The organism is Salaquimonas pukyongi (assembly GCF_001953055.1).
GTDB lineage: Bacteria > Pseudomonadota > Alphaproteobacteria > Rhizobiales > Rhizobiaceae > Salaquimonas > Salaquimonas pukyongi.
Genome location: NZ_CP019044.1, coordinates 571,458 through 597,761 on the forward strand (window position 1 = coordinate 571,458; position 26,304 = coordinate 597,761).

Sequence of the window (26,304 nt, forward strand, 5' to 3'; positions counted from 1 at the left end):
AAAATTGAAATGCGCTGCACGAACGACCCTTCACCATGCAATCGTGGCGCGGTGATGGCACTGGTGTGCCGGTGCAGATGGCACGCCGCCGGTCATTCCCGGTGATAGGGATGGCCACATAAAATGGTGGTGGCCCGGTAGAGTTGTTCGGCAGCCAGAACGCGCACCAGTTGATGCGGCCAGGTCACCCGCCCGAAGCGCCATATCATGTCTGCTTTTTCCAGTAGCGCACGGCCGTGGCCGTCCGGCCCGCCAATGGCGAGGCAGATTTCCGGCACACCATCTGCCAGCGATCTTTGGATCAGGCTGGCAATTCCTTCCGAATCGATGTCTTTTCCGTTTTCATCGAGCGCAATCAGCAGGGCACCGGGCCGCACGCTGCTCAACACCCGGCTGGCCTCGTCTGCCTTGCGCTGACCGGCGCCAGCGGCGCGGCTCTCAGCCCATTCGCTTGCGTCAACCTCCTGTATGCCGAGCTGCCTGCCGGTCTTCGCGGCGCGGTCGACATAGCGCTCAAGGAGGTCGCTTTCCGGCCCCTTTTTCATTTTCCCTATAGATATGATTTTCAGGCGCATGGATCACCCTGCAAGGAGAGCGCCTTGCCATACGCGGCCCCTGCCGCAGAGTTAGCCGTCAAACCGGTAGCCGCTAGTGACGGCCGCCGGTTTCCGGCATGGTCCACATCTTTTCGATGCCGTAGAACTCGCGCACTTCCGGCCGGAAGACATGAACAATGACATCCCCTGTGTCGATCAGGACCCAGTCGGCGGCCTGCAATCCCTCGACGCGGGCCGGGCCGTAACCCGAATCCTTGATCGCGCGCAAAAGGTGATCGCAAATCGCAGCGACATGGCGATGCGACCGGCCCGAGGCGACAAGCATGTAGTCTCCCAGCGCCGATTTCTTGCGAATGTCGATTGTGGTGATGTTTTCAGCCTTGGAGTCTTCAAGGCTCGCCGTGACGGCATTCAGGACATCCTCCACCGAGTAGTCTGCGGCTTCGGATGCCGATGGTGCAGCGTTTTCAACGGCTGCGCCCGCGTGCATGGTTGTGACCAGTTTTTGCACCTTTCTGGTAGTTGATCAGCACGTTTACATTGCCGGCCAGATGGTGCCGGCGCATTCAGCCTACACTTTTTCGCTCTCGAATGAAACCGTTTCGCATGCGGTTGTGCGATCAGTCCGCTGTTCCGTTCTTGCGGGAATTGCGGATCGCGGTTGATGAAAGCACATTTCGCGGCGCGTGAATAAACGTCCAGGCGGGAGGTGAGAGGTCTGCAAGCAATTCGCTGTCCGTTTCGTCCACGCGGTATCGTGAAAGTGCAATTGCCGCCCGCGCAGAACGGTAGGCCAGGGTGGAACCGGGACGATCAACCACCATAATCGGCATCATGCCTGCAATCCTGCGCCAGTTCTGCCAGCGGTGGAACCCGGCAAGGTTGTCCGCGCCCATCAGCCAGATGAAGCGAACGTCCTGATGGTAGCGTTTGACAATGGTTAGTGCCTGTTCGGTGTAGTTGACCTTGTAGCGCGCCTCAAAGGCGGTAACCTTGATGCCCGGATGCCTGGCAACCTGCCGGCAAAGGCGGATGCGCTCGGCAAGCGGCGCGAGTTCGGAATGATCCTTCAAGGGATTGCCGGGAGTGACCATCCACCAGACCTGATCTAGGGCACCGCGGATGAGCGCTGTTTCGCTGACGTGAAGGTGGCCTTCATGCGGGGGATTGAAAGAACCGCCGAACAGACCGACCCGCTGTCCGCGCTCCACATGGGGAAAGCGCGCCGCTTCGCGGAGCAGGCTGTCATCGTCATGCTTTGAGGGTGGTGTCACCGGTCAGCAGTCCGAAATCAGGGCCGGCATTGGCCGCTGCCACGGACCTGGTATTTAAAGCTGGTAAGCTGTTCCAGGCCGACGGGGCCGCGTGCGTGCATCTTGCCGGTAGCGATGCCGATTTCCGCGCCCATTCCGAATTCGCCGCCATCGGCAAACTGGGTCGATGCATTATGCAGCAGGATTGCCGAATCAATTTCATTGAAGAAACGTGCCACCGCGCCGGCGTCCTCAGCGATGATTGCCTCGGTATGGTGGGAAGACCAGCGGTTTATGTGCTCTATGGCTTCGCCAACCCCGCCGACCATGCGTACCGAAATGACCGGCGCCAGATATTCCGTTGCCCAGTCCTCCCCGATCGCGGGCACAGCCTGCGGCCATGCGCGGCAGACTTTCTCATCGCCCCGAACTTCGCAGCCTGCATCGTGCAGGGCATCGAGAACGGGTGCCAGGTGGCTATCCAGGGCAGCTTCGTCGACAAGCAATGTCTCCGCCGCGCCGCAAATGCCGGTACGCCGCATTTTCGCGTTGACGGCGATCTCGGCTGCCATCTCCACCTTGGCGCTCTTGTCCACATAAACGTGGCAGAGCCCTTCAAGATGGGCAAAGACAGGAACCCTGGCCTCACTCTGAACGCGCTCGACCAGCCCGCGTCCGCCCCTCGGCACGATAACGTCCACCGTTCCTTCCAGCCCCTTGAGCATTTCACCCACCGCGCTGCGGTCTGTGGTGGGCACGATCTGGATCGCCTCGGCCGGAAGGCCTGCCGCTTTCAGCCCTTCTTCCAGGCATTGGTGAATGGCACGGGAGGAGTGAAAGGAATCTGATCCACCCCGCAGGATCACGGCGTTACCGGCCTTCATGCACAGTGCCCCTGCATCTGCCGTTACATTGGGACGGCTTTCAAAAATAACACCAATTACGCCGAGCGGCGTCCTGACCCGCTCGATATGCAAGCCGTTCGGCCGGTCCCATTCGGCGATGACGGTCCCGACCGGATCAGGCAATTCGGCGATGGCGCGAACGCCCTCGCACATGCCGCGGATGCGTTCTTCGTTGAGTTCCAGCCGGTCGAGGAAAGCACCGGATATGCCGTTTTCACCCGCCGTTGCCATGTCGATCCCATTGGCATTGAGAATGGCAGTGCGATTGCGCCACAGGCTGTCGGCCATGGCGATCAGGGCAGCATGCTTGCGTTCGCCGGAGACGGTCGCCAGCACGTTCGCAGCATCGCGCGCTGCCTTGCCCATGGCTTTCATGGGCGTCCGGATATCGTCTTTCGCTACGGCGCTTACCTGGGTGTTCATTGTGCTTCTGTCTCGTCCTGGCCATCTTTCGGGCGCAACGCCAGGTCATCGCGATGGATCATCTCGCTGCGCCCGGCAAAACCGAGAACCGCCTCGATCTCGCTGCTCTTCAGCCCGCAAATGGCCGCAGCCTGTTCACTGTCATATGCCACGAGACCGCGACCAATTTCAATTCCATCGCCATTAACGAGAGCAACCACATCGCCTCGCGTGAATTGTCCGGTTATCTTCTTTACGCCGGCAGGCAGCAGGCTCTTGCCGGATAAAAGCGCTTGTTCCGCCCCGGCATCGAGATGGAGCGAGCCGCTTTTCGCCAACTGTCCGGCAATCCATTTCTTGCGCGAGGTAACCGGATTGCCGCTTGCCTTGAACCAGGTGGCCCGTTCGTTTTCCATGATGTGCCGGATGGGATTAAGCGTCTTGCCCGATGCGATCACCATGCCGGTACCGCCGGCGGTGGCGATCCTTCCGGCCTCGATCTTTGTTACCATGCCGCCGCGTGAAAGCTCGGTTCCCGCGTCGCCCGCCATCGCTTCGATCTGCGGTGTTATCGCGTCCACCTGTTCGATGAAACGGGCATCAGGGTCGCTTGCCGGGGGAGCAGAATAAAGACCGTCAATATCCGACAGCAGGATCAGCAGGTCGCAGGCCATCATGGTTGCAACCCTTGCAGCCAGCCTGTCATTGTCGCCATAGCGGATTTCGCTGGTCGCCACCGTGTCGTTCTCATTGATAATCGGCACTGCCCCCAGCCTCAGCAGCGTGTCGATGGTAGCGCGGGCGTTGAGATAACGCCGCCGTTCCTCCGTATCGCTGAGGGTGAGCAGGATTTGCCCGGCCTGAATGCCGTGCCTTTCCAGCGTATCGTGATAGGCCCTGGAAAGTGCGATCTGGCCTGCCGCTGCCGCCGCCTGGCTTTCCTCAAGCTTCAGGCGGGTTCCCTTCAGGCCCAGCAGCCCGCGGCCAAGGGCAATGGCTCCGGAAGAGACGATCAGAATTTCATGGCCGTTTTGCCGAAGTACACCGATGTCGTCAGCAAGCGACTGCAGCCATGCAGTTTTCAAACCGTCGCGGCGGTCGACCAGCAGGGAAGAGCCGATCTTGATGACAATGCGCTTGAAGCTGGAGAGCCTGCCGGCGGACGATGCTTTCATTCGATCGGGCTCCAGCGATCATCGTCGGTTCCCTCTTCTCCGTCCTGCTGGCGCAATTCCTCAATGCGGCCTGCCAGGGCGCGAAGCGCCGTTTCCACGCCTTCGCCGGTTGCCGAGGAAAGCAAGAGGGGAGGTTGCCCACAGGCCCTTTCCAGTGCAGCGCTTGTTTCAGCACGATCATCTTCCTGCAGCAGATCGGCCTGCGACAGAGCCACGATTTCCGGTTTGTCGGTCAATCCATGGCCGTAGGCTTCAACTTCCTTGCGCACCGTGCGATAGGCTTCGGCCACATCTTCGTTCCGGCTTGAAACCAGATGCAAAAGCACATTGGTGCGCTCCACATGGCCGAGAAACCGGTCGCCGATGCCGCTGCCCTCGTGGGCGCCTTCTATCAGGCCCGGAATGTCGGCGATGATGAATTCCCGCCCGTCAATTGCCGCGACCCCCAAATTGGGATGCAGCGTCGTAAACGGATAATCTGCAATTTTGGGCTTGGCCCGTGTAACGGTGGCAAGAAACGTCGATTTTCCCGCATTGGGAAGGCCGAGAAGCCCTGCATCGGCGATCAGTTTCAGCCGCAGCCAGACCGTGCGTTCAATGCCTTCCTGTCCTGGATTGGCGCGCCGCGGCGCCTGGTTGGTCGATGTCTTGAAATGGGCATTGCCGAAGCCGCCATTGCCCCCCTTGGCGAGCAGGTGGCGTTCACCGGTCTGCTGCAGGTCGCAGATCAGCGTCTCATTGTCTTGTTCATAAATCTGCGTACCCGCCGGCACTTTGAGAATGACATCGTCACCCTTCCTGCCGTCGCGGTTGCGCCCCATGCCATGAACGCCGGTTTTTGCCTTGAAGTGCTGCTGGTAACGGTAGTCGATAAGTGTGTTGAGACCATCAACGGCCTCTGCCCATACATCACCGCCCCGGCCGCCATTGCCGCCGTCAGGTCCGCCGAATTCCTGGTACTTTGCCCGGTGGAACGACACGCAACCCGCGCCGCCATTTCCCGAGCGGATATACACTTTTGCCTGGTCGAGAAATTTCATGGCGGCAATCCGGACTTGGCGGCTTGGATCAGGCGGCGATCTCGCCCATCCAGCTTTCGCGGGTGATCTCGAAATGGTCGAGTCTTTGTTTTTCACCCAGCAGGGGATGAACCACCTCGCTTGAACCGGTGTGATGGCCGCCGCATTTGCGGATGATCTTTTTGGAAGCCTCGTTGTTCACCCGTGCAGAAACCAGCAAAATCGGCCGTGAAGTCACCTTGAAATAAAGATCGACCAGCGCACGGGCAGCTTCGGTTGCATACCCCTTGCCCCAATAGGGTTCACCGATCCAGTAACCAAGATGCGGTTCGGGTTCGCCTTCCACATCGTGCAGACTGCCTACGCCAACCAGCCGTCCGCTGTCTGCTTCGGTAATCGAATAGATGCAGGCCCGGCCTTCATTGCGCTTGGCGCGCTCAATGAACGTGCCGGCATCCTCCCGGGTATAGGGGTGCGGCATATGGGCGAGCATGCGCGCAATCTTGATGTTGTTGGCCAGCACGGCAAGTTCCTCGGCATCCTCTTCGTGGGGCGGCCGAAGGACCAGACGGTCGGTGGTCAACAGGGGCGTGTCCAGAAACAACGCCGATTCGGTATAGTCTTGCTTCAAAGCAGTCATCACATGACCTTCGGCGCATCGCAGGCGCCTGCACTCAGATTACGGGGCCGGTGGGACAGTCTCGCTTCGAATCGCAATATAGCACAAACCGTGACGATCGATTGACGAGGCTGCCGGCCCTTTTGAAAAGTTTTCCCGCAAACGAAAAGGAGCCGGAAAACCGGCCCCTTCAATTTATCATTCAGAGGCCGGAAGGTTCCGGCGTGGCGGGCCGGTTATTTGCCGCTTGCAGGCGCTTCCACGCTTACAAAGCTTCGGCCATTGGCTTTGACCGAAAATGCCACCTTGCCCTCGGTGAGAGCGAAAAGCGTGTGGTCCTTGCCCATGCCGACATTGGCGCCGGGATGATATTTGGTGCCGCGCTGACGCACGAGAATGTTGCCGGCAACGACGTTCTCGTTGCCGAATTTCTTGACGCCGAGGCGTTTGGATTCTGAATCGCGGCCGTTGCGCGAAGAACCGCCAGCTTTTTTATGTGCCATGAGAAATGTTCCTTCCTGCTTCGCCGCTTACTTCATTGCCTTGGCCTGATGGCGCCAGTCGGAAATCTGGTCGGCGCTGAAAGGCATGGCTTCGTCGATACGCTCAATGTCCTTGTCGCTCAGCTTGGCGATCTGGGCAAAGGTCGTAATTCCCTGTTCGTTGAGTTGGGTGGCGGCAACCGGGCCAATGCCCTTGATCTTGGTCAGATCGTCACCATCGCCATCAGGTGCGGTGAAGAGCGTTGCGGCCTTGGTTTCCGCCTTTGCTTCTTTTTTCGGAGCCTCCTTCTTGGGAGCGTCCTTTTTTGCAGCATCGGCTTTTGCAGCAGCTTTCTCGTCCCCGGCAGGCTTTTCGGCCTTCGCCGCCGGTTTTGCTGCCGCCTTCTTCGACGGCTTGGCGCCGCCCGTCAGAATTTCGGCGATCTTGACGGTGGTCAGGTGCTGGCGGTGGCCCTTTGTGCGTTGCGAATTCTGGCGCCGGCGCTTTTTAAAGGAGATCACCTTTTTGGCGCGGCCCTGTTCGAGGATTTCGGCGGTTACCAGCGCGCCTGAAACAAGCGGCGCTCCGATGTCGTCGCCAACAGCGAGCACTTCGTTGAATTCCACCATGTCGCCGGCATCTCCGGTGACCTTTTCGATCTTCAAGACATCCTCGGCGGCAACACGATACTGTTTGCCGCCGGTTTTGATGACTGCGAACATGTTTTTTCCTTCCGATGTTCTGTCACAGGGTCTTGGCCATGCTGCGCGTAGAGCAGGCGGCCAGCCTGTCTTTTTGTCAGTCTGATTTCCGGTCTGGTTGCGGGCTGGCTCAAGCATTGGCCCGAAAAAACAGGGCGCAGAATGGTTCCGCGCCGCAGTTGGGCGGGATATAGGTCAAAATGGCAGTGAAAGTCAACCGGAAGCGGTGTTGCCGGCCAAGGTTCCGCATTTGCGGTTTTGCATGCCTGTCCGGCCGCGCCGTTCCGCAAAGCAGCACGACTTTCACTTGATAAGTTCGACCACTGTCGATATGGGATGCGCCGTTCGATCGAAGTCAAACCGAACATCTGCGGAGAGGTGCCGGAGTGGTCGCCCGCGCTGCGAGGCAGCGCTACTTTCACTTGATAAGTTCGACCACTGTCGATATGGGATGCGCCGTTCGATCGAAGTCAAACCGAACATCTGCGGAGAGGTGCCGGAGTGGTCGCCCGCGCTGCGAGGCAGCGCTACTTTCACTTGATAAGTTCGACCACTCTCGATATGGGATGCGCCGTTCGATCGAAGTCAAACCGAACATCTGCGGAGAGGTGCCGGAGTGGTCGCCCGCGCTGCGAGGCAGCGCTACTTTCACTTGATAAGTTCGACCACTCTCGATATGGGATGCGCCGTTCGATCGAAGTCAAACCGAACATCTGCGGAGAGGTGCCGGAGTGGTCGAACGGGGCGGTCTCGAAAACCGTTGTGCGCGCGAGCGTACCCAGGGTTCGAATCCCTGTCTCTCCGCCAGTAGCAGCCGCAAATAAAGTACAGCCGGGAAATCCTGCCGGAAACGCAAGGCAGATCCGATACCTTGGACAAGGCTTGGCATTAAATCCGAAAGCACCGATTTGAAGATACTGTTGCTCGGCTCCTTCGCCGATTCCGTCATCAAGTTCCGCGGACCGCTGATTAGTGACCTGCGTGCCGGCGGACATGAGGTCGTTGTCGGTGTGCCATCGCCTGGAGACCTGCTGCGTGGCGAGTTGCGCGAACTGGGCGCAGAAATGATCGAGACGCCGCTGTCGCGGCGCGGTCTCAGTCCCGCTGGCGATTTTGCCTACTACCGCAAGCTTCTCGGCATCATCAAGACCGAAAAGCCCGGCTTTGTTCTCACCTACACCATAAAGCCCAACATCTGGGGCGGGCTTGCGGCCGGCCGCTGCGGTGTTCCCTCCGCGGCCATGGTCACCGGCCTCGGCTCCGTTTTCACCGGCGAAAGCACCGGCCTCGCCGGCACGATGCTGAGAAAGGCAATTGCCTTTCTTTACCGCCGCTCAACGGCGTACAATCGTGTTGTCATCTTTCAGAACCCCGATGACATTGCAGATTTCATCGCGGCAGGGTGTCTCAATGATGCCTCCAAAGCCCGCCTCGTCAACGGATCGGGGGTGGATACCGCTCACTATGCAGTGGCACCCTTGCCGGAAAAACCCGTCTTCCTCCTGATCGCCCGTCTTCTTGTCAGCAAGGGCGTGCGCGAATATGCCGAGGCGGCGACAGCGGTGCTGAAACAAGTTCCCGATGCGCGATGCCTGCTGGCCGGCTTCCATGAAGAAGGAAAGGACGGCATCGGCCAGCACGAGCTTGAGCGCTGGATATCACGCGGCATGGAATATCTCGGCCCATTGGAGGATGTGCGCCCGGCAATCGCCGCAGCCAGCGTTTACGTATTGCCGTCCTACCGGGAGGGAACGCCACGCTCGGTTCTGGAAGCCATGTCGATGGGAAGGCCGATCATCACCACCGATGCACCGGGCTGCCGGGAGACGGTCGTTGAGGGGGAAAACGGGTTTTTGGTGCCGGTAAAAAGCGTTGGTGTGTTAACAGAAAAAATGCTTGAACTGGCGCGAAAACCAGATTTGAGAAAGACAATGGGTGAAAAAAGCAGGTTGATCGCGGAGCGAAAATATGACGTCAATGCCGTCAATCGCGCCCTCCTTGGGTATCTGGAACTTTGAGTGCTAGCATTTGTGCGAAGCGGGAGTTCCTACCGAGAAATCGGTACATATGCGCATTGATAGCTGCAATATTGCGGGAATTCTTACGGTCAATATCCGAATAATTTTGGGAAGAAATTTCAATGCTGGCGCAAATTAAGAAAACGACTGCTGCATTGCCATTGGTCGGCCCCATACTTCGTTGGGTTCATCAAAAAATTACTGGAAAAAAAATAATTGAATTCAAGTCGTCAGACCAATATTGGGAGGACCGCTACCGCGCCGGTAGAACCTCTGGAAGCGGAAGCTATGGCAGGCTAGCCCAGTTTAAGGCTGATTTCCTGAATGATTTCGTAGAGAAAAACGACATCAAGTCAATAGTTGAATTCGGTTGCGGTGATGGAGCGCAACTGACACTTGCCAAATATCCAAACTATATTGGGTTTGACGTATCGCCAGCCGCTATTCGCCTGTGTAAAGAATTGTTTTCAAAGCGCCCTGAATTTTCGTTTCACACAGTGCAATCAGAGGCCTTTAACGCCCTGAAACCCGTTGATCTCGCGCTTTCACTCGACGTCATTTATCATCTAATTGAAGAGGATGTTTTCGAATCTTATATGGAAAAACTTTTTAACAGCTCACGGCGTTTTATAATCATTTATGCTTATGACTTTGAAAAGAATTACAGGTCGAAGCATGAGAAGGGGAGAAAATTCACAAAATGGATTGAGAGCAATGCTCCAAAGTGGAAGCTGACTGACCGGGTTCCGAACAAATACCCCTACAGCCTTTCGGACCCTGAAAACACTTCCCAGTCTGACTTCTTCATTTACAAAAAAGGCGAATGACTTGCGCATTCTATCTCTTCTTACGCGGTATGCTGCCAAGAGTCATGACGATACTGGTAGTTAGATGTTTGATAATTTTCGTTGGACCAGCATCTCGGAAAAACGCAATAACTTGACGCAAAAGTATGAGCCGCTTCAAGTGGATATTCTTCGCTGTATTTCTCGCAAATGCTCAAATTGCGTATTTATTGATATAGGAGCAAATATAGGGGTGTATTCCATTGTTCTAGCTGCTGAAGAATCCGTTAGTAAAGTTCATGCATTTGAGCCGGTGCCTTCACTTGCAAAAGAAATGCGGAGAAACATTGATCTCAATGGAATAAAAGACAAAACGGAGATGTATGAGTTCGTTCTATCAGATGAATCTGGGAGAGCAAACTTCATAGTGCGGTCGGATTTTGCAGGAGACAGCGGGGTTCAAGAAACCCATCTATTCTCCGATCTGCCCTATCGTAGCGTGGAGTCATACCGAAAGTGCAAGCTAGACGATGTTTTGAATTTTTCAAATCGTGAAATCGTTGTAAAGGTGGATGTGGAGGGGCACGAGATTCAAGTTCTGAAAGGAGCCAAAGAACTATTGAAGAATAATAGGGGGTATATACAATTAGAATTACTAAATAAAAATCAAGAGGATTTAGCAAGAGAATTACTTAGAGATATTGGTTGGTTTAGACTCTTTAAATTGGATAGAGATGTATACTTCTCAAACGTGAAAAGCTTGAATTCGCCCAGAGCACGACTCGCAACACTCGAAGCTGGATTGGCGGAGTTTATTGATCGAACGCGGCGAGCTGAAGGCGCACCTGCAAGAAGACAGATTATTCCCGGGATAACAGTTGAGGTGCGCCGAGATATCGTAAACAAGATAAAAAAGTTTCTGCGACGAAGCAGACAAAAACAATAGATTTCCAGTGCATGTCCTTTTCCTCCCTTCGTGGTATCCCGAACACCCGAATGATTCGTCCGGGTGCTTTTTTCGCGAGCAAGCAATCGCTCTTGCGGATGCTGGTGCAAGCGTTGGCGTCATTGCGCCTTCTTTGCGGTCGTTACGGCGTCCATGGAGCGCGGTAATTGGTGATCACCGCCTGGATAAGCAGGTCGACAAAGGCGTTCACACATATCGGGCCTCAATTATGCACATCTCCCCTCGGTTATGGGGCCCCACGGTTCGCCGGATTGGGAAGTTGACCGAGGAAATGTTCTCACAATATATCGCTGATCGGGGCAAACCTGATGTGCTTCATGTTCATGCGGCTTTGCCCATTGGCGCTGCCGCGGTCAAAATTTCACGAACCTATGACCTTCCATTAGTCTATTCAGAGCACAGTACAGCATTTGCACGAAATGTCATTCACCCGGCGGGTTTGGCGATAGCAAAGCAGGTCGCACTGCAAGCAACCCACCCATTTGCTGTTTCAAGGCCATTCGCGACTTTACTTGAAGAGAAACTGGAGTTACCGGCAGGTCTTCTCGACGTCATGCCAAATCTTGTTCAAACTGGCTTTCTAGCGCACAAACTGTCTACACCGTCTAGCAACCGCTTACGGTATCTTCATATCAGCTTGCTGACCGCCAAGAAAAATGTGTCTGTCTTGCTTGAAAGCTTTTCCAGAGCTTTTGTGGGCGCAAATTACGTCACTCTTGCAATTGGCGGAGATGGGCCTGAGCGTCCCGCTCTTGAGCAACTGGCAGCTAGGCTGGGTATCGCTGAACAGGTTACGTTCCTTGGGAAACTATCGCGCGAAAATGTAATCACAGAATTGTCAAAAGCAGATGTATTCGTGCTTCCCAGCAAGGTCGAAACTTTTGGCGTCGTAGTCGTGGAGGCGCTGGCGATGGGAGTTCCGGTTATCGCCACCCGTTGTGGTGGACCAGAGGACATCATAAAAACCGGTGATGGGGTATTGGTTGCCGTTGACGATGTTGCGGAGCTTGCAGACGCCTTGGCAAAGTTTGCTACACCGTCGCCCCCTTCCGAACGGCGTGCACGCCGCGAAAGATGCCGGAAGCGATTCGGGCCCAAAAAGATTGCGACACAATGGCTCGAAATCTACACCGACGCGGTGACCCGTCTCAAGGCCATTCGATGACAGTACCTCTGCGGCGGACTGCCACCGACATCGCATTGACATTTAGCCGGCAGTTCCTTGCTGGGTTAATGCAACTGGGTCAGGTGTTGATCGTGGCACGGGTGCTGGGACCGGAAGGGGCAGGTACCTATGCCGTGGCGCTTTTGTTGCCCACGCTAATGACACAACTTCTAAATTTGGGGCTGAACAGTGCAAATGTCTATTTCGTAGCTTCGCGTCAGTTTCCGCTAGAGCAGGTCTGGGCGACTTCACGAAACTTGATGCTGCTGATGAGCATAGCGGGGCTGGCGCTGGGGCTGATCGTCGTGACTACACTCGGTGCGCTGGCTTTTCCGGGTGTCCCGCAGGCTGTATTGGTCACGGCGTTGCTGATCTACCCGCCCAGCCTGATGGCGGGAATGGCGGCAGGGCTGTTTCAGGCTCTAGAGGAATTTCGGGCCTTCAACATCGCGGTTCTGGTACAGCCAATGTTATCACTCGCCGGGATTAGTCTATTGTGGCTCCTCGGCGGCGTGGATCTTGTTGTGGTGCTTTTGATCGTCATGCTGTCGCATGTGGTGGCTCTAACTGTGGTGTTGGCACTGCTTCATCAGCATGTTCCCCTTGCTAGAGGCAGTTTCGCAAAGCTGGGGTATTTGCGCCCCGCCCTAACCTATGGAATGAAAGCGCATCTGGGCAATCTACTGAGTTTCCTGAACCACCGTTTAGACCTTTTTCTGGTGAATCTGCTGGCGGGCCCAGCGGCGGCGGGTATCTACACGGTTGCTGTTCGCTTTGCTGAGCAATTGTGGATTATTTCCCAAGCAGTATCGACCGTAATTCTTCCCCGTCTTTCGGCTATGGTAGAGGACGAGGAGGCGCGGCGGGCCTTTACCCCGTTCATGGCCCGGGCAGTGCTCTGGAGCACGCTCGTAGCGGCTGGACTGCTGGCCACCATCGCGCAACCGCTGATAAACCTTTTGTTTGGACTGGATTTTGCTTGGGCGGCGATAGCGCTGGCAGTTCTTCTTCCGGGTATAGTGCTGTTCGCCTGTGCACGGGTTCTCGGTAATGATATGGCCTCACGGGGCGGGTCGGGACCAACTTGATATTGGCCGGCTTGGTTCTTGTTGTTAATACAATTGGTAATCTCATATTGATCCCACTATACGGCGTCGTCGGCGCCTCTGCGGCGACGACACTGGCTTATTCCCTATCCCTAATGGCTCACCTGGCGTTGCAAGAGTTTCTGAACGATACCCGTTGGTGGGAATTCATGCTGCCGACGCGGAAAGATATTGTTTTGTTTCTTCGTATCTTTTCGAGGGGAAAAACATGAAACTCACCACCATCATCGGCGCGCGGCCGCAGTTCATCAAGGCTGCTGCGGTGTCCCGCCGGTTCGCTGCTCTTGAAGGGGTCAGCGAGGGCATTGTTCACACCGGCCAGCATTACGATGCCAATATGAGCGGTGTTTTCTTCGATGAACTGGATATCCCGCGGCCCAAACACAATCTGGGAATTGGCGGCGGTTCCCATGGTGTCATGACAGGCCGGCAACTCGAGGCGATCGAAGCAGTTCTGCTTGCTGAAAAGCCCGATTGGGTTCTGGTCTATGGTGACACCAATTCCACGCTCGCCGGTGCTCTGGCCGCTGTAAAGCTGCATATTCCCGTTGCTCATGTGGAGGCGGGATTGCGCAGCTTCAACCGCCGCATGCCCGAAGAGATCAACCGCGTCCTGACGGACCATGCAGCCGACAGGCTGTTTGCGCCGACTGAAACTGCAATGCAAAATCTGCGCAATGAAGGCCTGCCGCAAGAGCGTTTGCACCTGGTCGGCGACGTAATGTACGACGCCTCATTGTACTACAGGGACCGGGCTCGCATGCCCCGCTGGTTTGAGAAATTGGGGGTCGCGCCGGGAGAGTTTGTGCTGGCGACTGTTCACCGGGCGGAGAATACCGATGATCTGCAACGCTTGCAGGGGATAATGAACGGATTGGCTGAAGCCGGCAGGCCGGTAGTGCTTCCGCTCCACCCGCGCACGCGCGAGCGGCTTGATCGCATGAGGATTGACCGCCAGCAAAACCTCCACTTTGTCGAGCCTGCGGGATATCTGGAAATGGTCTGGCTTGAGGCAAATTGTCATTGCGTGGCGACCGATTCCGGCGGTGTACAGAAAGAGGCCTATTTCTTCGCCAAGCCATGCGTGACACTTCGCGATGAAACCGAATGGGTCGAACTTGTCGAAAATGGCTGGAACGCCATTGTCGGGGCGGACAGCAAGGCGATATCGTCCGCAATTGCAAACGCGAAGGCGCCTTCTGTCAGAAGCGAACTTTATGGTGCCGGTGATGCCGCAGTGAAAATCGTAGAAGCGCTGGCATGAAGCCGCTGAAAATCGTCATTGTCACCTATAACTGGCCGCCAAGGAACGCCATCGGCACCCACCGGCCCTATGCCTGGGCCAAACGCTGGTCGGAACTGGGCGCGAGCGTCACCGTGCTGACGGCGCAAAAGCACCCCTACGACGCCCCGCTTGACCTCGATCTTCCGCCGCTGCCGGGTGTCGGGATTGAGGAAGTCGCCTATGGCAGTACTGTCGCGAAACTTGGCGGCGGCATGCTCAGGGACGGCCCAACCCGCCAATTCGCGAAGACATTAATTGGATGGTTTCGCAGCCGGTTCGGGGTGAATGCCGACATACGGGAGAAATGGCAGGCCGCAGCACGGCAACGCGCGCTGCAATTATCTGAAAAGTCGGACATCGTTGTCAGCACCTATGGCCCGGCTGCCTCCCATCTCATTGCTTTTGAAATGAAACAACACAATCCGGCATTGTTCTGGGTTGCCGACTATCGCGATCTCTGGAGCCAGCGTCACACCGTCGAACTAACGCCCTCGCATCGAGCGCGCGAACGTGAGCGTGAGGTCTCCACGGTCGGTAAAAAAGCAGACCTGCTGACCGCTGTTTCACACGACATGGTTGAACAGCTGGGTAAGCTGACAGGCAAGCCGGTCCTTCTGGTACGCAATGGGTTCGACATCGAAGAGGATATGCTGCGGAAGCGGCTGAAAATGAAAGCAAGCCGATTTTCGGCTCCATTACGGCTTGTGCATACGGGGACACTTTACGAGGGGCTACGCGATCCAGAGCCTTTGCTTGCAGCACTTGCAGCGCTCCTCAATGAGGGCAAGATAGCTGAAGGAGAGATCTCGGTCGATTTCTATGGCGCCCGGATTGATCCGGCCCGCCGTTTGGCGAAAAACCCGCAATACGCCCCTTTATCCGGCTGATGGGCCATGTTCCAAGGGCAGAAGCCCTGAAAGCGCAACAGCAGGCAGATTTGCTGCTGCTGCTTGAAAGCCCTGATCCCAGAGCGCGTGGCGTTTTGACGGGCAAGGTGTTTGAATACATCGCTTCCGGTACGCCCGTTCTCAGCCTTGGCAGTCTTGCTGACTACGAAATCCCCAAGCTTCTGTCTGAAACGGGAACTGGTATTTCATTCAGTTACGACAATACCGTAGCCCTCAAGCAATTTCTTGTTCAATGCCTGGATGGTGTCTCGCAGGCTACCGCCTATCGTCCAGACCTGTCCAAAATCATGCACTACTCAAGGCACAGACAGGCCGATGAGCTCTACACGGAATTAAGGCAGCGGCTGCGGCAGCACCGCTGAGTTCTGAAGCCAGGGAAGAGTGCATCGATTGTATGGAAATTCGAAAGGGAAACATGCCGGTCCAAGCTTCCCTTCACCCCACTGCCTCACAAATCTTGTCCGAGATGAACTTCTGGGTCCTGGCGTCAAGGTAGGGATGCATGGGAAGGCTCAGGACAGCCTTCGAGGCTGCCTCTCCTTCCTCAAGCCCTGACACATCATTGCCGACAGCAGGCTGCCGGTTGAGTGGTATCGGATAATGGATCGCCGTCGGTATGCCCGCTTCCTTCAAATAGTGGGCAACGCTGTCCCTGATGGCGGGATCAAACCGTATCGTATACTGCGCCCATGCGCTGGTATTATGCGCTTCAACAAAGGGAAGCTGTACGGAATTCATGCCGCCAAGCAGGTTGTTATAGCGCTGGGCAACTTCCTGTCGCAGGGCGAGTTCGTCCTCGAAAATTTCCAGCTTTGCCAGAAGTACGGCGGCCTGCAGCGTGTCCAGCCTGCTGTTGAGGCCCACGCGGATATGGTGATAACGGCGATCCTGGCCATGCCGTGATATCTGGCGCATGACGACGGCCAGTTCGTCGTCATCGGTGAAAATGGCGCCGCCATCGCCGTAGCAGCCAAGCGGCTTGCTCGGGAAGAAGCTGGTACAGGCAACTTTCGACAAGCTGCAGGATTGGCATCCCTTGTAGGTCGCACCAAAACTCTGGGCAGCATCCTCTATAACGGCGACGCCCTTTTGGCCGGCAATCGCATTCACCTCGTCCATGTCGGCGCATTGGCCAAACAGGGAAACCGGAATGACGGCGCGCGTCTTGCTGGTGATCGCATCCTCCAGCATGCGGTGGTCCATGTTGCAGGTCTCAGGGAGTATGTCGACATAGACCGGATCGGCGCCCAGCACGGCCGCCGACTCTGCTGTGGCAATATAGGTAAATCCCGGTGTTATGACTTCCTTACCGCGGGTAACGCCAAGCGCCATCTGGGCGATCTGGAGCGCGTCGGTTCCGTTCGCACAGCTTATGCAATGGCGAACACCAACAAAAGCGGCAAGCTTCTCCTCAAGTTCCTCCACTTCGGGCCCGAGAATATAGCGCCCGTGATCCAGCACACGGTCCATTCTTTGCTGAAGACTGTTCCGGATCCGGGTCTGCTGTTGTTTCAGGTCGATGAACTCAATTTTCATTCGACTCATCCACTCTCGCTAGGGTGCCGGATTGGAGAAAATAGCGTTCTCCGGTCGCGGGGCAAGCCGCTTCGCCATTGCCTTCAGCCGGGAGTTCGAGTTTTTCTCCATGCCGGCTCATCCAGCCGATGGACTTCGCCGGCACGCCGGCCACCAGAGCATAATCGGGCACATCACCGGTTACCACAGCTCCTGCAGCCACAAAGGCATAGGCGCCGATCGTGGTACCGCAAACGATGGTGCAGTTTGCGCCAAGCGTGGCGCCTGCGCGCACCAGGGTTGGGCGGTATTCGTTTTTGCGCTCAACAAGGGCACGGGGGTTATTCACATTGGTGAACACCATGCTCGGGCCGCAAAACACGCCCTCTTCCAAGGTGACGTTATCGTAGATGGACACATTGTTTTGTATCTTGCAGCTGTCGCCAATGACAACACGGTTCGCAACGAACACGTTCTGACCCAGCGATACGTTGCTGCCAATTCTGGCGCCGCTGCAAACATGGGTGAAATGCCATATCCGGCTGCCGTCACCGATGCTGGCTCCCTCGTCAACGATTGCACTTTCATGGCTAAAGTAGTTCATGTCGGGGTCTCCGTGGCACCCGTCAGCTGGCCTTGGCCGCCAGCGGGTGCATCTCTCCCGATGTGGCTGTCTTTGCATTTCGGATATTTGCCACCGCCTCGATGGCGGTTCTGTTGTCTTCGAGGCCGAAGCTTTCTCCTCTGAGGATGGCTTCATAGCTGCGTGTGTGGAGTTCGGTAAAACCGCCGGAAAACTCGATTTCCTCGCCGTCAACGGTAATGGAACGAAAGGTCCTCATTCCATCTTCGCGCAATCTCGCCGGCACATCCTCTACGTCGATCGACATGAACCAGCGAACCCTGGCATGTTCGAATTCCAGATAGCCGGCTGCCTTTGTATCTTCGTGCAGATGGACAACATTGTCCTGCAATTCGCCGAAAATGAAGTGCAGCATGTCAAAGAAGTGAACGCCGATATTGGTGGCAATACCGCCCGATTTTTTCAGGTCGCCCTTCCAGCTGCGAAGATACCAGTTGCCCCGCGAAGTGACATAACAAAGATCGACTTCATGCTTTGTATCGCCTGGCTCTTTTGTGATCTTGTCCCGAAGATCAATGATGGCCGGATGCAGCCGCAATTGCAGAATTGTGCTGATCTTTCTGCCGGTGGAGGCTTCGACCTCCGACAAACCATCGATGTTCCACGGATTGAGCACCAGCGGTTTTTCGCAAATCGCATCGGCATCAGAACGCAGAGCAAATCGAATATGGGAATCGTGCAGGTAATTCGGTGAACAGATCGATACAAAATCGATTTTCTGCCGGCTGCCGGCACGGCGCAATTTGTCGACGTGCCGGTCGAAACGCTCGAATTCCCTGAAAAAGTCTGTTTCAGGGAAATAGCTATCCAGAATGCCGACAGAATCGTTGGAGTCCAAGGCAGCAATCAGATTATTACCCGTGTCCTTGATGGCTTTCATGTGCCGGGGCGCCACAAATCCCGCAGCACCGATCAGGGCAAAGTTCTTCATTTTCCACCTCGTTACCAAATCATCTCAGCTGTTCTCAGACGGGTTTTGAACTGCTGGTTCATAAATCAAGTGGATCATCGCAAAAAGGATGACCAAAAAATTGCTGCGCCGTGCAGTTTTCCGGAGACATGCAGCCGGGAGGCATTCTGTGTGCCCTGTCTCGGGCAACTCCGTCACAATCGCCCGTCGCTTTGGCTGCGCTCCAGCATCCCCTTGATATCAAAAAGAACAGCCCCTTCTTTACCAAACCGGCGAATAACAGAAGCACCCAGTTCTGCAAACTGCCGATGGGCCACGGCAATTACTACCGCATCATATGTGCCGCTGTCCGGTTGCTGGGGCAGTATCTCAATTTCATACTCTTTTTTGGCTTCATCGGCATCAACCCACGGATCCCAGATCTCGGTCTGGGCGCTGTAGGCCTGCAGTTCCTGCACAAGATCGACAACCTTTGTGTTGCGCAGATCCGGACAGTCTTCCTTGAAAGCAAGCCCCATGATCAGGATCCGCGCCCCCGCAACCTGCGAATTGCGCGCCAGCATCAATTTGACAATCCGCTCCGCCACGTGGGCACTCATGGAATCGTTAATTCGCCGGCCGGCAAGAATGACTTCCGGATGATAGCCGACTTCCTGCGCGCGGTGGGTAAGGTAGTAGGGGTCCACGCCGATGCAATGTCCGCCAACCAGACCCGGCTTGAAGGGCAGGAAATTCCACTTGGTAGAAGCTGCCGCGAGCACTTCCTGGGTGTCGATATTCAGCCTCTCGAAAATGATTGCCAGTTCGTTCATCAAGGCAATGTTCAAGTCGCGTTGCGTGTTTTCAATCACCTTGGCGGCCTCGGCCACCTCGATGCTGGCCGCTTTGAATGTTCCCGCCGTGATGATCGCCGAATACATCGCATCGATCGCTTCTGCTACCTCGGGAGTCGATCCGCTCGTAACCTTCAAAATCGAAGGCAGGCGGTGCTGTTTGTCACCGGGGTTGATGCGCTCGGGCTGTACCCGGTGAAAAACTGTTGATTGTGTTTGAGGCCGGAAACCTGCTCCAGAATTGGCACGCAGTAATTGTTTACACAGCCGGGAAAGACCGTGGACTCATAGACCACGACATCGCCATTCGCCAGATGCTCACCCACCAGTCTGGAGGCACGTTCCAGCGGTTTCAGGTCGGGCCTTTTCGCATGATCAATCGGCGTGGGAACAGTGATAATGTAGGTGCTGCACTTTGCCAGATCGTCAGGGTCGGATGTAAAGGATAATTGCTCGGCGGCAGCTAATTCTTCAGGTTCAACTTCGAGCGTACTGTCCTGCCCGGCCTTAAGTGCATCTACCCGTTCATTGTTGATGTCGAAGCCGACGACGTCACGGCACGATCCAAAAGCGACCGCCAGTGGTAGCCCGACATATCCCAGCCCAATGATGGCAATAGGGCCCGACTTGATGCCTGATGTTGTCATCGGATTGGTCGCTTTGTTCGTTGAGATCGGTTGCCTGAATCTCGCTTCAGGGTTCAGCTCTGCCTGGCTGGCGCTGGTGCCTTAGCACCCCTTGCAGAAAGAAAAAAGTGGCAGCGTCGTATGCCTCATGCAGGCGTTGCCGACCGGGATGCTGGGCCGAAGTGTCCTTCCTCAACAAGTCCGGCATGGTCGGAAAGTATCTTTCGTGCGGCCAGGGCATCTTCATCCTCCAGCGCTGCTTCCAGTTTCTTCATGATTGCCGAGAACTGACGCTTGCCGAACCGGGTCTCGCGCGCGCGCAAAATCTTGGGGTGTGGCGTGGGGAGCGTTTCGGCGTCAATCAGCAGTTCCTCGTATAGTTTTTCGCCCTCCCGCAAGCCGGTTATGCAAATCTCGATGTCGCCATCGGGGTTTTCGCCGTCCTTTACCGACAGTCCGGAAAGTTCGATCATCTGCCGCGCCAGTTCAATGATCTTTACCGGTTCTCCCATGTCCAGCAGGAAGACATCTGCCCCTTCGGCAAAACTGCCTGCAAGCAGCACCAGTTGTGCGGCCTCGGGAATGGTCATGAAATAGCGCGTTACATTTTCATGGGTTACGGTAATCGGCCCGCCATCCTCGATTTGTTTCTTGAACAGCGGAATGACCGACCCGGATGATCCCAGTACATTGCCGAAGCGCACGCTTGCAAAACAGGTGCCTGGCGTGCGCGCCTGCTGGTCCTGCACCACCAGTTCCGCCAGCCGCTTGCTTGCTCCCATTACGCTGGTCGGGCGAACTGCCTTGTCGGTAGAGACCAGGGTAAAGCGCTTGATGCCGGCACGGGCAGCTTCCTGCGCCAGCACCTGCGTGCCAAGTACATTGTTTCGGATGCAGGCCAGTTCGTTTCGTTCCGTAAGCGGCACATGCTTGTAGGCCGCGGCATGAAAAACAACCGACATATTGTCCTGGCTCAAAACCTGCTGCACGCGCTTGCGGTCCGTGACCGAGCCAAGCTTTGCAATGAGTTCGGTTCCTGCTTCATTGGCGAGTGTGCGCAGTTCAAGTTCGATCTGGTAAAGTGCATGTTCGGATTGTTCGAACAGCACAAGGGCTTCCGGTTTCGCCTCCAGCAGTTTGCGGCAAAGCTCTGATCCGATGGAGCCGCCGGCTCCACTCACCATTATTCTTTCGCCGGTGTAGCTCTCGCGAATGGCCGGCATTTCCAGATCAACGCCACTTCTTCCCAGCAAAGTGTCAATGCTGACCGGCCGCAGACTCTTGAGGATGCCGCCAGACTGGATAATTTCAAGATAGGACGGTAGTTCCATGACGCTGCACCCATAGGCTTTGACGTCTTCGATGATCTGCCGCCGCCGCTCCTGGGTGATCGACGGCATTGCCAGAAAGATGGTTCCGATCTGAAAGCGCTTTATGGCATCGCCGAGCGCTTCGGGCGCAAAAACCTTCAGCCCTGAAATCATCAAACCCTGAAGCTTGCGGTTGTTGTCGATCAACAATACCGGCTTGTAGCTTGTGTCGCTTCGCAATGCTGCGAGCAGTTGCAGCCCACCGGAGCCCGCACCGTAAATCGCAACCGGTGTCTTGCCCGTCACGCCGCTTGAAAGCCATGCCAGAATGCCCAACGCCAGATACCGTGCCCCCAGCACCAGCAGATACAGGATCGGCCCGAAGATCAGCGGAACGGTGCGCGGGACAGAAAACAGCCACAGATTGACCACGAACCCGCCCAGCGAAAGGATCGCAGCCCATAACGCTGTTCGAAGGGCGGCGTTGGTTTCAAATCCCGCCAGCTTGATGGTGTGGAGCCGCAGAGCAAAGAAAAGGACGCTCCCGACCATCAGCGTAATCGCAATGATGGACGGTGAACGCGAGATCCATGCCTCGTGCCAGATATCGTTTAGCCGCAGCACCAGCGCCGCGTAATAGGCCGCCACGATGGCCAAAAGGTCATAGGCCAGCAGAATTCCGGACTTTGCCCAGCGCGGCAGATTGGTCAAGGTTTGATACATGGAACGCTGCAAACGGCTTTTCGGAACGGGCAGGTGTGCCTTTTATACCGTTCTAAGCTCTGCTGGAAACTCTATTTGCGGATAAGTCATTCCCGGATGAACGAAAAACATCAAACTGGTTTCTCCGAGTTCCCGGGCAATGGGTAATCGTTGTGCAGGTCGCAGGCCGGTATCATCAAAGGCTTTTTCAAGATAGATTTCAGGGCAAATGCCCTGCATACATGGTAATCCCTGATCGGCGAACATCTTGGCTATACGGTCGCGATCCCAGCCCCCAGGCAGCCTTTCAGGCCTCACAAACGCATAGATGCGGTACCAGCCGTGTTCTAAGACGTTTTCCGCAGCACCATCGCAATCATGATCACCTGGAACCGGGACGCGAAGCCAGCCGCTTTCCCCCGTGCAGGGGCGAGGATTTTCTTGACGGCTTCCGCATTCGCTGCCCGCTCTGCATGCCATTGGGGCATTCGTTTCAGCTGTATCCGGCCGATTGCGGCCTGGATTTCCAGCATTCGGTAGTTGGACCCGAACGAGTCGTGCAGCCAGCGAAATCCGGCGCCAACTTCATTCGAAACAGCTTTTTCGTGGTCCTTGCCGTGATCCTTGAATGACCACATGCGTTGCCAAAGTGCATCATCTGAACAGGTTATCATTCCGCCTTCACCACCAGTGGTCATGATCTTGTCCTGGCAAAAAGACCATGCAGCAACATCTCCCAAAGATCCTACCGGTTTGCCCTTGTAGGAAGCACCATGGGCCTGTGCACAATCCTCGATCAGTTTGATTCCGCGCGGCTCGGTAACAACGCGAATTGCATCCATGTCACACGGCCAGCCCGACAAGTGGACGCAAATTACGGCGCGAGTGTTCTTGGTGACAACCGCTCGGATACTTTCTGCAGAAATATTCTGGGTATGCCGGTCAACATCGGCAAAGACCGGCGTAGCGCCGGCGTTAATCACGCAGGATACCGACGCGATAAAGCTTCTAGGGGTGACAACGACTTCATCACTGGCACTTCCGCCATTGCGTTCGCCGATTCTTAGGCCATGAAGGGAGAGCTCCAGCGCGACCGTGCCATTGGCCACGGCAATTGCGTGTTTCGTGCCCGCAAACGCAGCGAATTCGTGCTCGAACATCCGGCATTCTTCACCCGTCCAGTAATTGACACGGTTGGACCGAAGCACGCGTTCAGCGGCCTTGATTTCCTCGTCCGAGTAATTCGGCCATGGGTGTTTGTTCTCACCGCTCATTGCGCTTGCTTCTTTGCCCGGCAGGAACGCCGAATACAACCTCTCCGTCAGCCACATCGGATACGACTACGGATCCGGCGCCAACCACAGCGTTTTTGCCTATTGCGATTCCCTCGCGAACCACAGCACCAATTCCAATCCAGCTTCCGGTACCGACACACACGCCCCCTGCAAGCCTGGCACCTGGCGAGACATGAACGTAATCTGCCAATTCGCAATCGTGATCAATGGAACAGGCCGTGTTGAGAATGACACAGCGGCCTATCCTAGCGTTGATGTTTACCACAACCCCGGCAACTGCAAGCGTTCCATCTCCCAGCTTTGCATGGCGTGAGATGCTTGTCGTGGGATGCACAATCTGCGGCATTGCAGGAAAACCGAGCTTTCGGTCAATAGCGGCTCTGGTGGCGTTGTCACCGACTGCCGAGAACAGCAATTCACCGACTGCCGGGTTATCAACAACGGCTTGAATGCGCCTGGTCACAGGCCAAGGGCCCGATTTCGTTTGCTCAGGATATCGGTCATCGGCGAACTCGATGGGAGCAAAAACTCCCATCGCTTCCGCGGTTTCCGCCGCCACCAGCCCATGGCCGCCGCTACCGATTATAGTAAGGCGTTCCACGATCAGCCTCTGAATCTCGGCATGGTCGCTTCACCATCAGCAGAAATTCCCTTCCGGGAAAACACGCGAAGGATGGTCAACACAATGATTTTCAGATCAAGAAGAAATGACCGGTTGTCAACATACCAGATGTCCAACTCGAATTTCTCCTCCCAGGAAATGGCATTTCGCCCATTGACTTGAGCCCATCCGGTGATCCCGGGTCTGACCTCATGACGCCTCATCTGCCGTTGATTGTAGAGCGGCAGATATTCCATCAGTAGCGGGCGGGGGCCAACCAGGCTCATTTCGCCCTTTAGCACGTTCCAAAGTTCCGGCAGTTCGTCCAGTGAGTTCGCTCTCAACCATTTGCCCAGGCGGGTCAGGCGTTTGCCGTCAACCAAAAGATTGTTTTGCCTGTCTTTCTCGTTCGTCATGGTGCGGAATTTGAGCATCTTGAAAGGCGTGCCGTTAAGCCCCGGTCTTACCTGTGCGAACAATACCGGTCTTCCCATGTTTATCCAGATCATTGCTCCAATGGCCGCCATGACCGGTGCCAGCACTACAAGCATCAATGAGGAAACAGCGATGTCGAAGAGTCGTTTCATGGCACTTTCAGTGTTTTTGGGAAAGAACGGTTTGTTCGGTCTGGATTTACCACACTTTCCAATTATGACATTGCGTTAGACAGAATTGGCTCTAATGGCAAATGGTGCCAACCGTATCTGCTTTTTTGCAGCCAGTATCTTGCACCATCACAGGCTCTTCATTCTTCTCCTGCTCACTCCGGTTCTCGCCGATTTCACCCACGTGGCACTTCTTCAAATCCCGCTTGATGCGGCAAGAATGTACCGCACCTACCACCTTGGCTTGTTTGCGCTTGTCTTGATCAAACTCGTTTATGTGCTGGTAACGGGGGGGCTTTCATCAGGCATCGGGTTGGAAACGTTGCTTGGGCGGGGAAGCGGCTTTTTCAGCCGCAATCCGAATTTCTTCGATGATTTTGCCGTTATTCTCATCTGCGCCTCGGTGTGGACAACCGTTCTTGCCGTTCAGGAACGGCCTCTGACCTGCAAGGCACGCGGTGGCTTGCTCCCCTCGTTGTGACGGTATTCTTTTTCAACATCATCGTTTTTTCCGAAAGCCGTGCCGGTTGGATCGGCATTGCCACAGCATCAATCGGGACGGCCATGGTGCTGATCTGCCTTGGTCATGTAAAGGCAGCCTGTTTGATGTTCGTCCTGCTTGCGCTGCTTGGCGGGCTCCACTGGGACAAAGTGGTTCCTGAAGCGACCAAAAGCTGGCCCGCAGTCAAACGGCTTGTGATAAATCCGTGGATTGGCGAACCACCGGAAACATCGAAAACCAGTTGTCTTCCGTCCCCTCGGCAAAAAGTCAGGATCTGGAAGAAAAATCGGCAGTCTCCAACTGCCAGGACGGCTCCGCAAAGGTCGAAGATCTAACCGGTAGCGGCAAGGACCTGAACATAACGCTTCGGCTTGCCATCTACGATTTTGCGTTCAACGCATGGCTTGTACGTCCTTTCCTGGGATATGGCGCATACGACAAACGGAGGCTTGTGAGGGAATTGCCTGCGGAAGATAAATGTGCAGTCCTCTATATGGATCATCCGCACAATCTGTATCTTTATCTGGGGATCAGCGGTGGTCTGATATTGCTTCTGCCGGTTTTCTTGCTGGTTTGCGCACCGCTATTGCAGTTGATGATGGCTTTCTCATATGCCCGGATACACGCTATCGCCACACACAACCAGCCAACGAACGCATGATGGGTTTGAATTCTTCTGCCATTTCAAGAACTAGGTGCTCCACCCATGAACTGGGCTGAATTCCTCCTTGCGTTCGCGGCGTTCCTTCTAACGCACGCAATCCCCGTGCGGCCGCCGGTCCGTCCCTGGCTGGTGGGCCATCTCGGCGTGCGGGGCTTTACATTTGCTTATTCGGCTTTGTCCCTGGGTGTGCTTGCCTGGCTCATCTCTGCTGCCGGCAGAGCGCCTTACGTGGCGTTGTGGCAATATGACCCCTGGCAAAACCACGTTCCGTTGATGGCCATGCTGCCGGTCTGCCTGCTGGTTGCCCTCGCCATGGCCCGGCCGAACCCGTTCTCCTTTGGCGGTGCGAACAATGATGATTTCAATCCCGAGCGGGCGGGCCTGGTGCGCTGGATGCGTCATCCGCTGCTGGTGGCGCTGGCGCTATGGGCGCTTTCCCATGTAGTGCCGAATGGCGATCTTGCTCATGTTCTTCTGTTCGGTGTTTTTGCGATATTCGCATTCATTGGCCAGCTTCTGGTCGACAAGCGCATGAAAAGGCAAATGGGCGCCCGGTGGCAAACGCTCCAGCAGGCGGTTGCCTTGACCCCGCTCTTGTCTTTTCCTTTCGAAAGGGCCGAATTTGTTCTTCGCTGCGCAGCAGGGGTTGTTCTTTATGCCGTGCTAATATCGGTTCACCCGGTCCTCTTCGGCGTCGGCCCGCTGCCGTAAGCTGCCCACGCTTTGTACATTCTGGTTTTTCCGATTCCG

30 protein-coding genes and 1 tRNA gene are annotated in these 26,304 nt (G+C 55.8%); 12 read left to right on the forward strand and 19 right to left on the reverse strand.

Annotation, left to right across the window (positions count from 1 at the left end; genetic code table 11):
* Positions 1–92: 92 nt before the first annotated feature.
* The 9 genes from rlmH to BVL55_RS02805 all read right to left on the reverse strand — a co-directional run bounded on the left by rlmH (position 93) and on the right by BVL55_RS02805 (position 7,135).
* Positions 93–545 (reverse strand): 23S rRNA (pseudouridine(1915)-N(3))-methyltransferase RlmH, encoded by a 453-nt coding sequence (gene rlmH / locus BVL55_RS02765; RefSeq protein ID WP_428977271.1) that lies wholly within the window; start codon positions 543–545, stop codon positions 93–95.
* 103 nt (positions 546–648) lie between these two features.
* Positions 649–1,047, reverse strand: coding sequence for a ribosome silencing factor (rsfS, locus tag BVL55_RS02770; RefSeq protein ID WP_075995630.1), 399 nt, complete (start codon positions 1,045–1,047; stop codon positions 649–651).
* A 130-nt stretch (positions 1,048–1,177) separates the two neighbouring features.
* Positions 1,178–1,831 (reverse strand): nicotinate-nucleotide adenylyltransferase, encoded by a 654-nt coding sequence (locus tag BVL55_RS02775; protein WP_244530572.1) that lies wholly within the window; start codon positions 1,829–1,831, stop codon positions 1,178–1,180.
* A 17-nt stretch (positions 1,832–1,848) separates the two neighbouring features.
* Positions 1,849–3,138, reverse strand: coding sequence for a glutamate-5-semialdehyde dehydrogenase (locus BVL55_RS02780; RefSeq protein WP_075995631.1), 1,290 nt, complete (start codon positions 3,136–3,138; stop codon positions 1,849–1,851).
* A complete protein-coding gene (proB, locus tag BVL55_RS02785; RefSeq protein ID WP_075995632.1) occupies positions 3,135–4,292 on the reverse strand; it encodes a glutamate 5-kinase in 1,158 nt (385 codons plus the stop codon). Before proB ends, BVL55_RS02780 begins: the two co-directional genes overlap by 4 nt.
* Positions 4,289–5,332, reverse strand: coding sequence for a GTPase ObgE (gene obgE, locus BVL55_RS02790; RefSeq protein WP_075995633.1), 1,044 nt, complete (start codon positions 5,330–5,332; stop codon positions 4,289–4,291). Before obgE ends, proB begins: the two co-directional genes overlap by 4 nt.
* Before the next feature lie 28 nt (positions 5,333–5,360).
* Positions 5,361–5,951, reverse strand: coding sequence for a GNAT family N-acetyltransferase (locus tag BVL55_RS02795; RefSeq protein ID WP_075995634.1), 591 nt, complete (start codon positions 5,949–5,951; stop codon positions 5,361–5,363).
* A gap of 215 nt (positions 5,952–6,166) precedes the next feature.
* On the reverse strand, positions 6,167–6,433 hold the full coding sequence (gene rpmA, locus BVL55_RS02800; protein WP_075995635.1) for a 50S ribosomal protein L27: 267 nt from the start codon (positions 6,431–6,433) through the stop codon (positions 6,167–6,169).
* Between the two features lie 27 nt (positions 6,434–6,460).
* Positions 6,461–7,135: a 50S ribosomal protein L21 gene (locus BVL55_RS02805; RefSeq protein WP_075995636.1), complete on the reverse strand. Its 675-nt coding sequence runs from the start codon at positions 7,133–7,135 to the stop codon at positions 6,461–6,463.
* A gap of 696 nt (positions 7,136–7,831) precedes the next feature.
* On the opposite strand from BVL55_RS02805, the gene BVL55_RS02810 reads away from it, so the two are divergent.
* The 9 genes from BVL55_RS02810 (at position 7,832) to BVL55_RS02855 (ending at position 15,710) form a co-directional block, all read left to right on the forward strand.
* Positions 7,832–7,921 (forward strand) — tRNA-Ser (locus tag BVL55_RS02810).
* A 101-nt stretch (positions 7,922–8,022) separates the two neighbouring features.
* Positions 8,023–9,132, forward strand: a complete 1,110-nt coding sequence (locus BVL55_RS02815) for a glycosyltransferase family 4 protein (protein ID WP_075995637.1) — start codon at positions 8,023–8,025, stop codon at positions 9,130–9,132.
* Positions 9,133–9,254: 122 nt separating this feature from the next.
* On the forward strand, positions 9,255–9,959 hold the full coding sequence (locus BVL55_RS02820; RefSeq protein WP_075995638.1) for a class I SAM-dependent methyltransferase: 705 nt from the start codon (positions 9,255–9,257) through the stop codon (positions 9,957–9,959).
* Positions 9,960–10,023: 64 nt separating this feature from the next.
* Positions 10,024–10,863: an FkbM family methyltransferase gene (locus tag BVL55_RS02825; protein ID WP_075995639.1), complete on the forward strand. Its 840-nt coding sequence runs from the start codon at positions 10,024–10,026 to the stop codon at positions 10,861–10,863.
* A 7-nt stretch (positions 10,864–10,870) separates the two neighbouring features.
* On the forward strand, positions 10,871–12,049 hold the full coding sequence (locus BVL55_RS16360) for a glycosyltransferase (protein ID WP_075995640.1): 1,179 nt from the start codon (positions 10,871–10,873) through the stop codon (positions 12,047–12,049).
* Positions 12,046–13,137 (forward strand): oligosaccharide flippase family protein, encoded by a 1,092-nt coding sequence (locus BVL55_RS02835; RefSeq protein WP_075995641.1) that lies wholly within the window; start codon positions 12,046–12,048, stop codon positions 13,135–13,137. Before BVL55_RS16360 ends, BVL55_RS02835 begins: the two co-directional genes overlap by 4 nt.
* 226 nt (positions 13,138–13,363) lie before the next feature.
* The gene (wecB, locus tag BVL55_RS02845; protein ID WP_075995643.1) at positions 13,364–14,419 is read left to right on the forward strand and encodes a non-hydrolyzing UDP-N-acetylglucosamine 2-epimerase; all 1,056 of its coding nucleotides are present in this window, start codon (positions 13,364–13,366) and stop codon (positions 14,417–14,419) included.
* Positions 14,416–15,327 carry a glycosyltransferase family protein gene (locus BVL55_RS02850; protein WP_075995644.1) on the forward strand — a complete coding sequence of 304 codons (912 nt, stop codon included), beginning with the start codon at positions 14,416–14,418 and terminating at the stop codon, positions 15,325–15,327. The genes wecB and BVL55_RS02850 overlap by 4 nt, the downstream gene beginning before the upstream one ends.
* Before the next feature lie 50 nt (positions 15,328–15,377).
* Complete coding sequence (locus tag BVL55_RS02855; RefSeq protein WP_156892392.1) at positions 15,378–15,710, forward strand: hypothetical protein; 333 nt, start codon at positions 15,378–15,380, stop codon at positions 15,708–15,710.
* 73 nt (positions 15,711–15,783) lie between these two features.
* On the opposite strand, the gene BVL55_RS02860 is transcribed toward BVL55_RS02855, so the two are convergent.
* The 10 genes from BVL55_RS02860 to BVL55_RS02895 form a co-directional block, all read right to left on the reverse strand.
* The gene (locus BVL55_RS02860; RefSeq protein WP_075995646.1) at positions 15,784–16,884 is read right to left on the reverse strand and encodes a DegT/DnrJ/EryC1/StrS family aminotransferase; all 1,101 of its coding nucleotides are present in this window, start codon (positions 16,882–16,884) and stop codon (positions 15,784–15,786) included.
* Positions 16,874–17,467: an acyltransferase gene (locus tag BVL55_RS02865; protein ID WP_075995647.1), complete on the reverse strand. Its 594-nt coding sequence runs from the start codon at positions 17,465–17,467 to the stop codon at positions 16,874–16,876. Before BVL55_RS02865 ends, BVL55_RS02860 begins: the two co-directional genes overlap by 11 nt.
* A 22-nt stretch (positions 17,468–17,489) precedes the next feature.
* Complete coding sequence (locus tag BVL55_RS02870; RefSeq protein ID WP_075995648.1) at positions 17,490–18,437, reverse strand: Gfo/Idh/MocA family protein; 948 nt, start codon at positions 18,435–18,437, stop codon at positions 17,490–17,492.
* Between the two features lie 173 nt (positions 18,438–18,610).
* Positions 18,611–19,387 (reverse strand): nucleotide sugar dehydrogenase, encoded by a 777-nt coding sequence (locus BVL55_RS17260; RefSeq protein ID WP_342097864.1) that lies wholly within the window; start codon positions 19,385–19,387, stop codon positions 18,611–18,613.
* A complete protein-coding gene (locus BVL55_RS17265) occupies positions 19,384–19,896 on the reverse strand; it encodes a nucleotide sugar dehydrogenase (RefSeq protein ID WP_342097865.1) in 513 nt (170 codons plus the stop codon). The genes BVL55_RS17260 and BVL55_RS17265 overlap by 4 nt, the downstream gene beginning before the upstream one ends.
* Before the next feature lie 125 nt (positions 19,897–20,021).
* Positions 20,022–21,908, reverse strand: a complete 1,887-nt coding sequence (locus BVL55_RS02880; protein WP_075995649.1) for a polysaccharide biosynthesis protein — start codon at positions 21,906–21,908, stop codon at positions 20,022–20,024.
* Between the two features lie 42 nt (positions 21,909–21,950).
* A complete protein-coding gene (locus tag BVL55_RS16965) occupies positions 21,951–22,154 on the reverse strand; it encodes a hypothetical protein (protein WP_244530573.1) in 204 nt (67 codons plus the stop codon).
* A gap of 80 nt (positions 22,155–22,234) precedes the next feature.
* Positions 22,235–23,218, reverse strand: a complete 984-nt coding sequence (locus BVL55_RS02885) for a DegT/DnrJ/EryC1/StrS family aminotransferase (protein ID WP_342097866.1) — start codon at positions 23,216–23,218, stop codon at positions 22,235–22,237.
* Positions 23,151–23,783 (reverse strand): NeuD/PglB/VioB family sugar acetyltransferase, encoded by a 633-nt coding sequence (locus BVL55_RS02890; protein WP_075995650.1) that lies wholly within the window; start codon positions 23,781–23,783, stop codon positions 23,151–23,153. Before BVL55_RS02890 ends, BVL55_RS02885 begins: the two co-directional genes overlap by 68 nt.
* 2 nt (positions 23,784–23,785) lie before the next feature.
* The gene (locus tag BVL55_RS02895; protein ID WP_075995651.1) at positions 23,786–24,370 is read right to left on the reverse strand and encodes a sugar transferase; all 585 of its coding nucleotides are present in this window, start codon (positions 24,368–24,370) and stop codon (positions 23,786–23,788) included.
* 94 nt (positions 24,371–24,464) lie between these two features.
* Here BVL55_RS02895 and BVL55_RS02900 point away from each other — a divergent pair, with 94 nt between their 5' ends.
* From BVL55_RS02900 to BVL55_RS02910, 3 genes are all read left to right on the forward strand, one after another.
* A complete protein-coding gene (locus BVL55_RS02900; protein ID WP_075995652.1) occupies positions 24,465–24,869 on the forward strand; it encodes a hypothetical protein in 405 nt (134 codons plus the stop codon).
* A gap of 226 nt (positions 24,870–25,095) precedes the next feature.
* Positions 25,096–25,551 (forward strand): O-antigen ligase family protein, encoded by a 456-nt coding sequence (locus tag BVL55_RS02905; protein WP_075995653.1) that lies wholly within the window; start codon positions 25,096–25,098, stop codon positions 25,549–25,551.
* A 105-nt stretch (positions 25,552–25,656) separates the two neighbouring features.
* A complete protein-coding gene (locus BVL55_RS02910; protein ID WP_244530575.1) occupies positions 25,657–26,265 on the forward strand; it encodes an NnrU family protein in 609 nt (202 codons plus the stop codon).
* The last annotated feature ends 39 nt before the right edge of the window (positions 26,266–26,304 follow it).

Bases quoted from the DNA above. Each gene is read 5' to 3' on its own strand.
- BVL55_RS02825 (WP_075995639.1), top strand. From the start codon at position 10,024: ATGTTTGATAATTTTCGTTGGACCAGCATCTCGGAAAAACGCAATAAC.
- BVL55_RS02885 (WP_342097866.1), bottom strand. From the start codon at position 23,218: ATGTGGCTGACGGAGAGGTTGTATTCGGCGTTCCTGCCGGGCAAAGAA.
- BVL55_RS02820 (WP_075995638.1), top strand. From the start codon at position 9,255: ATGCTGGCGCAAATTAAGAAAACGACTGCTGCATTGCCATTGGTCGGC.
- BVL55_RS02835 (WP_075995641.1), top strand. From the start codon at position 12,046: ATGACAGTACCTCTGCGGCGGACTGCCACCGACATCGCATTGACATTT.
- BVL55_RS17265 (WP_342097865.1), bottom strand. From the start codon at position 19,896: ATGACAACATCAGGCATCAAGTCGGGCCCTATTGCCATCATTGGGCTG.
- proB (WP_075995632.1), bottom strand. From the start codon at position 4,292: ATGAAAGCATCGTCCGCCGGCAGGCTCTCCAGCTTCAAGCGCATTGTC.
- BVL55_RS02865 (WP_075995647.1), bottom strand. From the start codon at position 17,467: ATGAACTACTTTAGCCATGAAAGTGCAATCGTTGACGAGGGAGCCAGC.
- wecB (WP_075995643.1), top strand. From the start codon at position 13,364: ATGAAACTCACCACCATCATCGGCGCGCGGCCGCAGTTCATCAAGGCT.
- rpmA (WP_075995635.1), bottom strand. From the start codon at position 6,433: ATGGCACATAAAAAAGCTGGCGGTTCTTCGCGCAACGGCCGCGATTCA.
- BVL55_RS02795 (WP_075995634.1), bottom strand. From the start codon at position 5,951: ATGACTGCTTTGAAGCAAGACTATACCGAATCGGCGTTGTTTCTGGAC.
- BVL55_RS02780 (WP_075995631.1), bottom strand. From the start codon at position 3,138: ATGAACACCCAGGTAAGCGCCGTAGCGAAAGACGATATCCGGACGCCC.
- obgE (WP_075995633.1), bottom strand. From the start codon at position 5,332: ATGAAATTTCTCGACCAGGCAAAAGTGTATATCCGCTCGGGAAATGGC.
- BVL55_RS02850 (WP_075995644.1), top strand. From the start codon at position 14,416: ATGAAGCCGCTGAAAATCGTCATTGTCACCTATAACTGGCCGCCAAGG.
- BVL55_RS02900 (WP_075995652.1), top strand. From the start codon at position 24,465: ATGGCAAATGGTGCCAACCGTATCTGCTTTTTTGCAGCCAGTATCTTG.
- rsfS (WP_075995630.1), bottom strand. From the start codon at position 1,047: ATGCACGCGGGCGCAGCCGTTGAAAACGCTGCACCATCGGCATCCGAA.
- BVL55_RS02870 (WP_075995648.1), bottom strand. From the start codon at position 18,437: ATGAAGAACTTTGCCCTGATCGGTGCTGCGGGATTTGTGGCGCCCCGG.
- rlmH (WP_428977271.1), bottom strand. From the start codon at position 545: ATGAAAAAGGGGCCGGAAAGCGACCTCCTTGAGCGCTATGTCGACCGC.
- BVL55_RS02860 (WP_075995646.1), bottom strand. From the start codon at position 16,884: ATGAAAATTGAGTTCATCGACCTGAAACAACAGCAGACCCGGATCCGG.
- BVL55_RS16965 (WP_244530573.1), bottom strand. From the start codon at position 22,154: ATGTTCGCCGATCAGGGATTACCATGTATGCAGGGCATTTGCCCTGAA.
- BVL55_RS02895 (WP_075995651.1), bottom strand. From the start codon at position 24,370: ATGAAACGACTCTTCGACATCGCTGTTTCCTCATTGATGCTTGTAGTG.
- BVL55_RS02880 (WP_075995649.1), bottom strand. From the start codon at position 21,908: ATGTATCAAACCTTGACCAATCTGCCGCGCTGGGCAAAGTCCGGAATT.
- BVL55_RS02805 (WP_075995636.1), bottom strand. From the start codon at position 7,135: ATGTTCGCAGTCATCAAAACCGGCGGCAAACAGTATCGTGTTGCCGCC.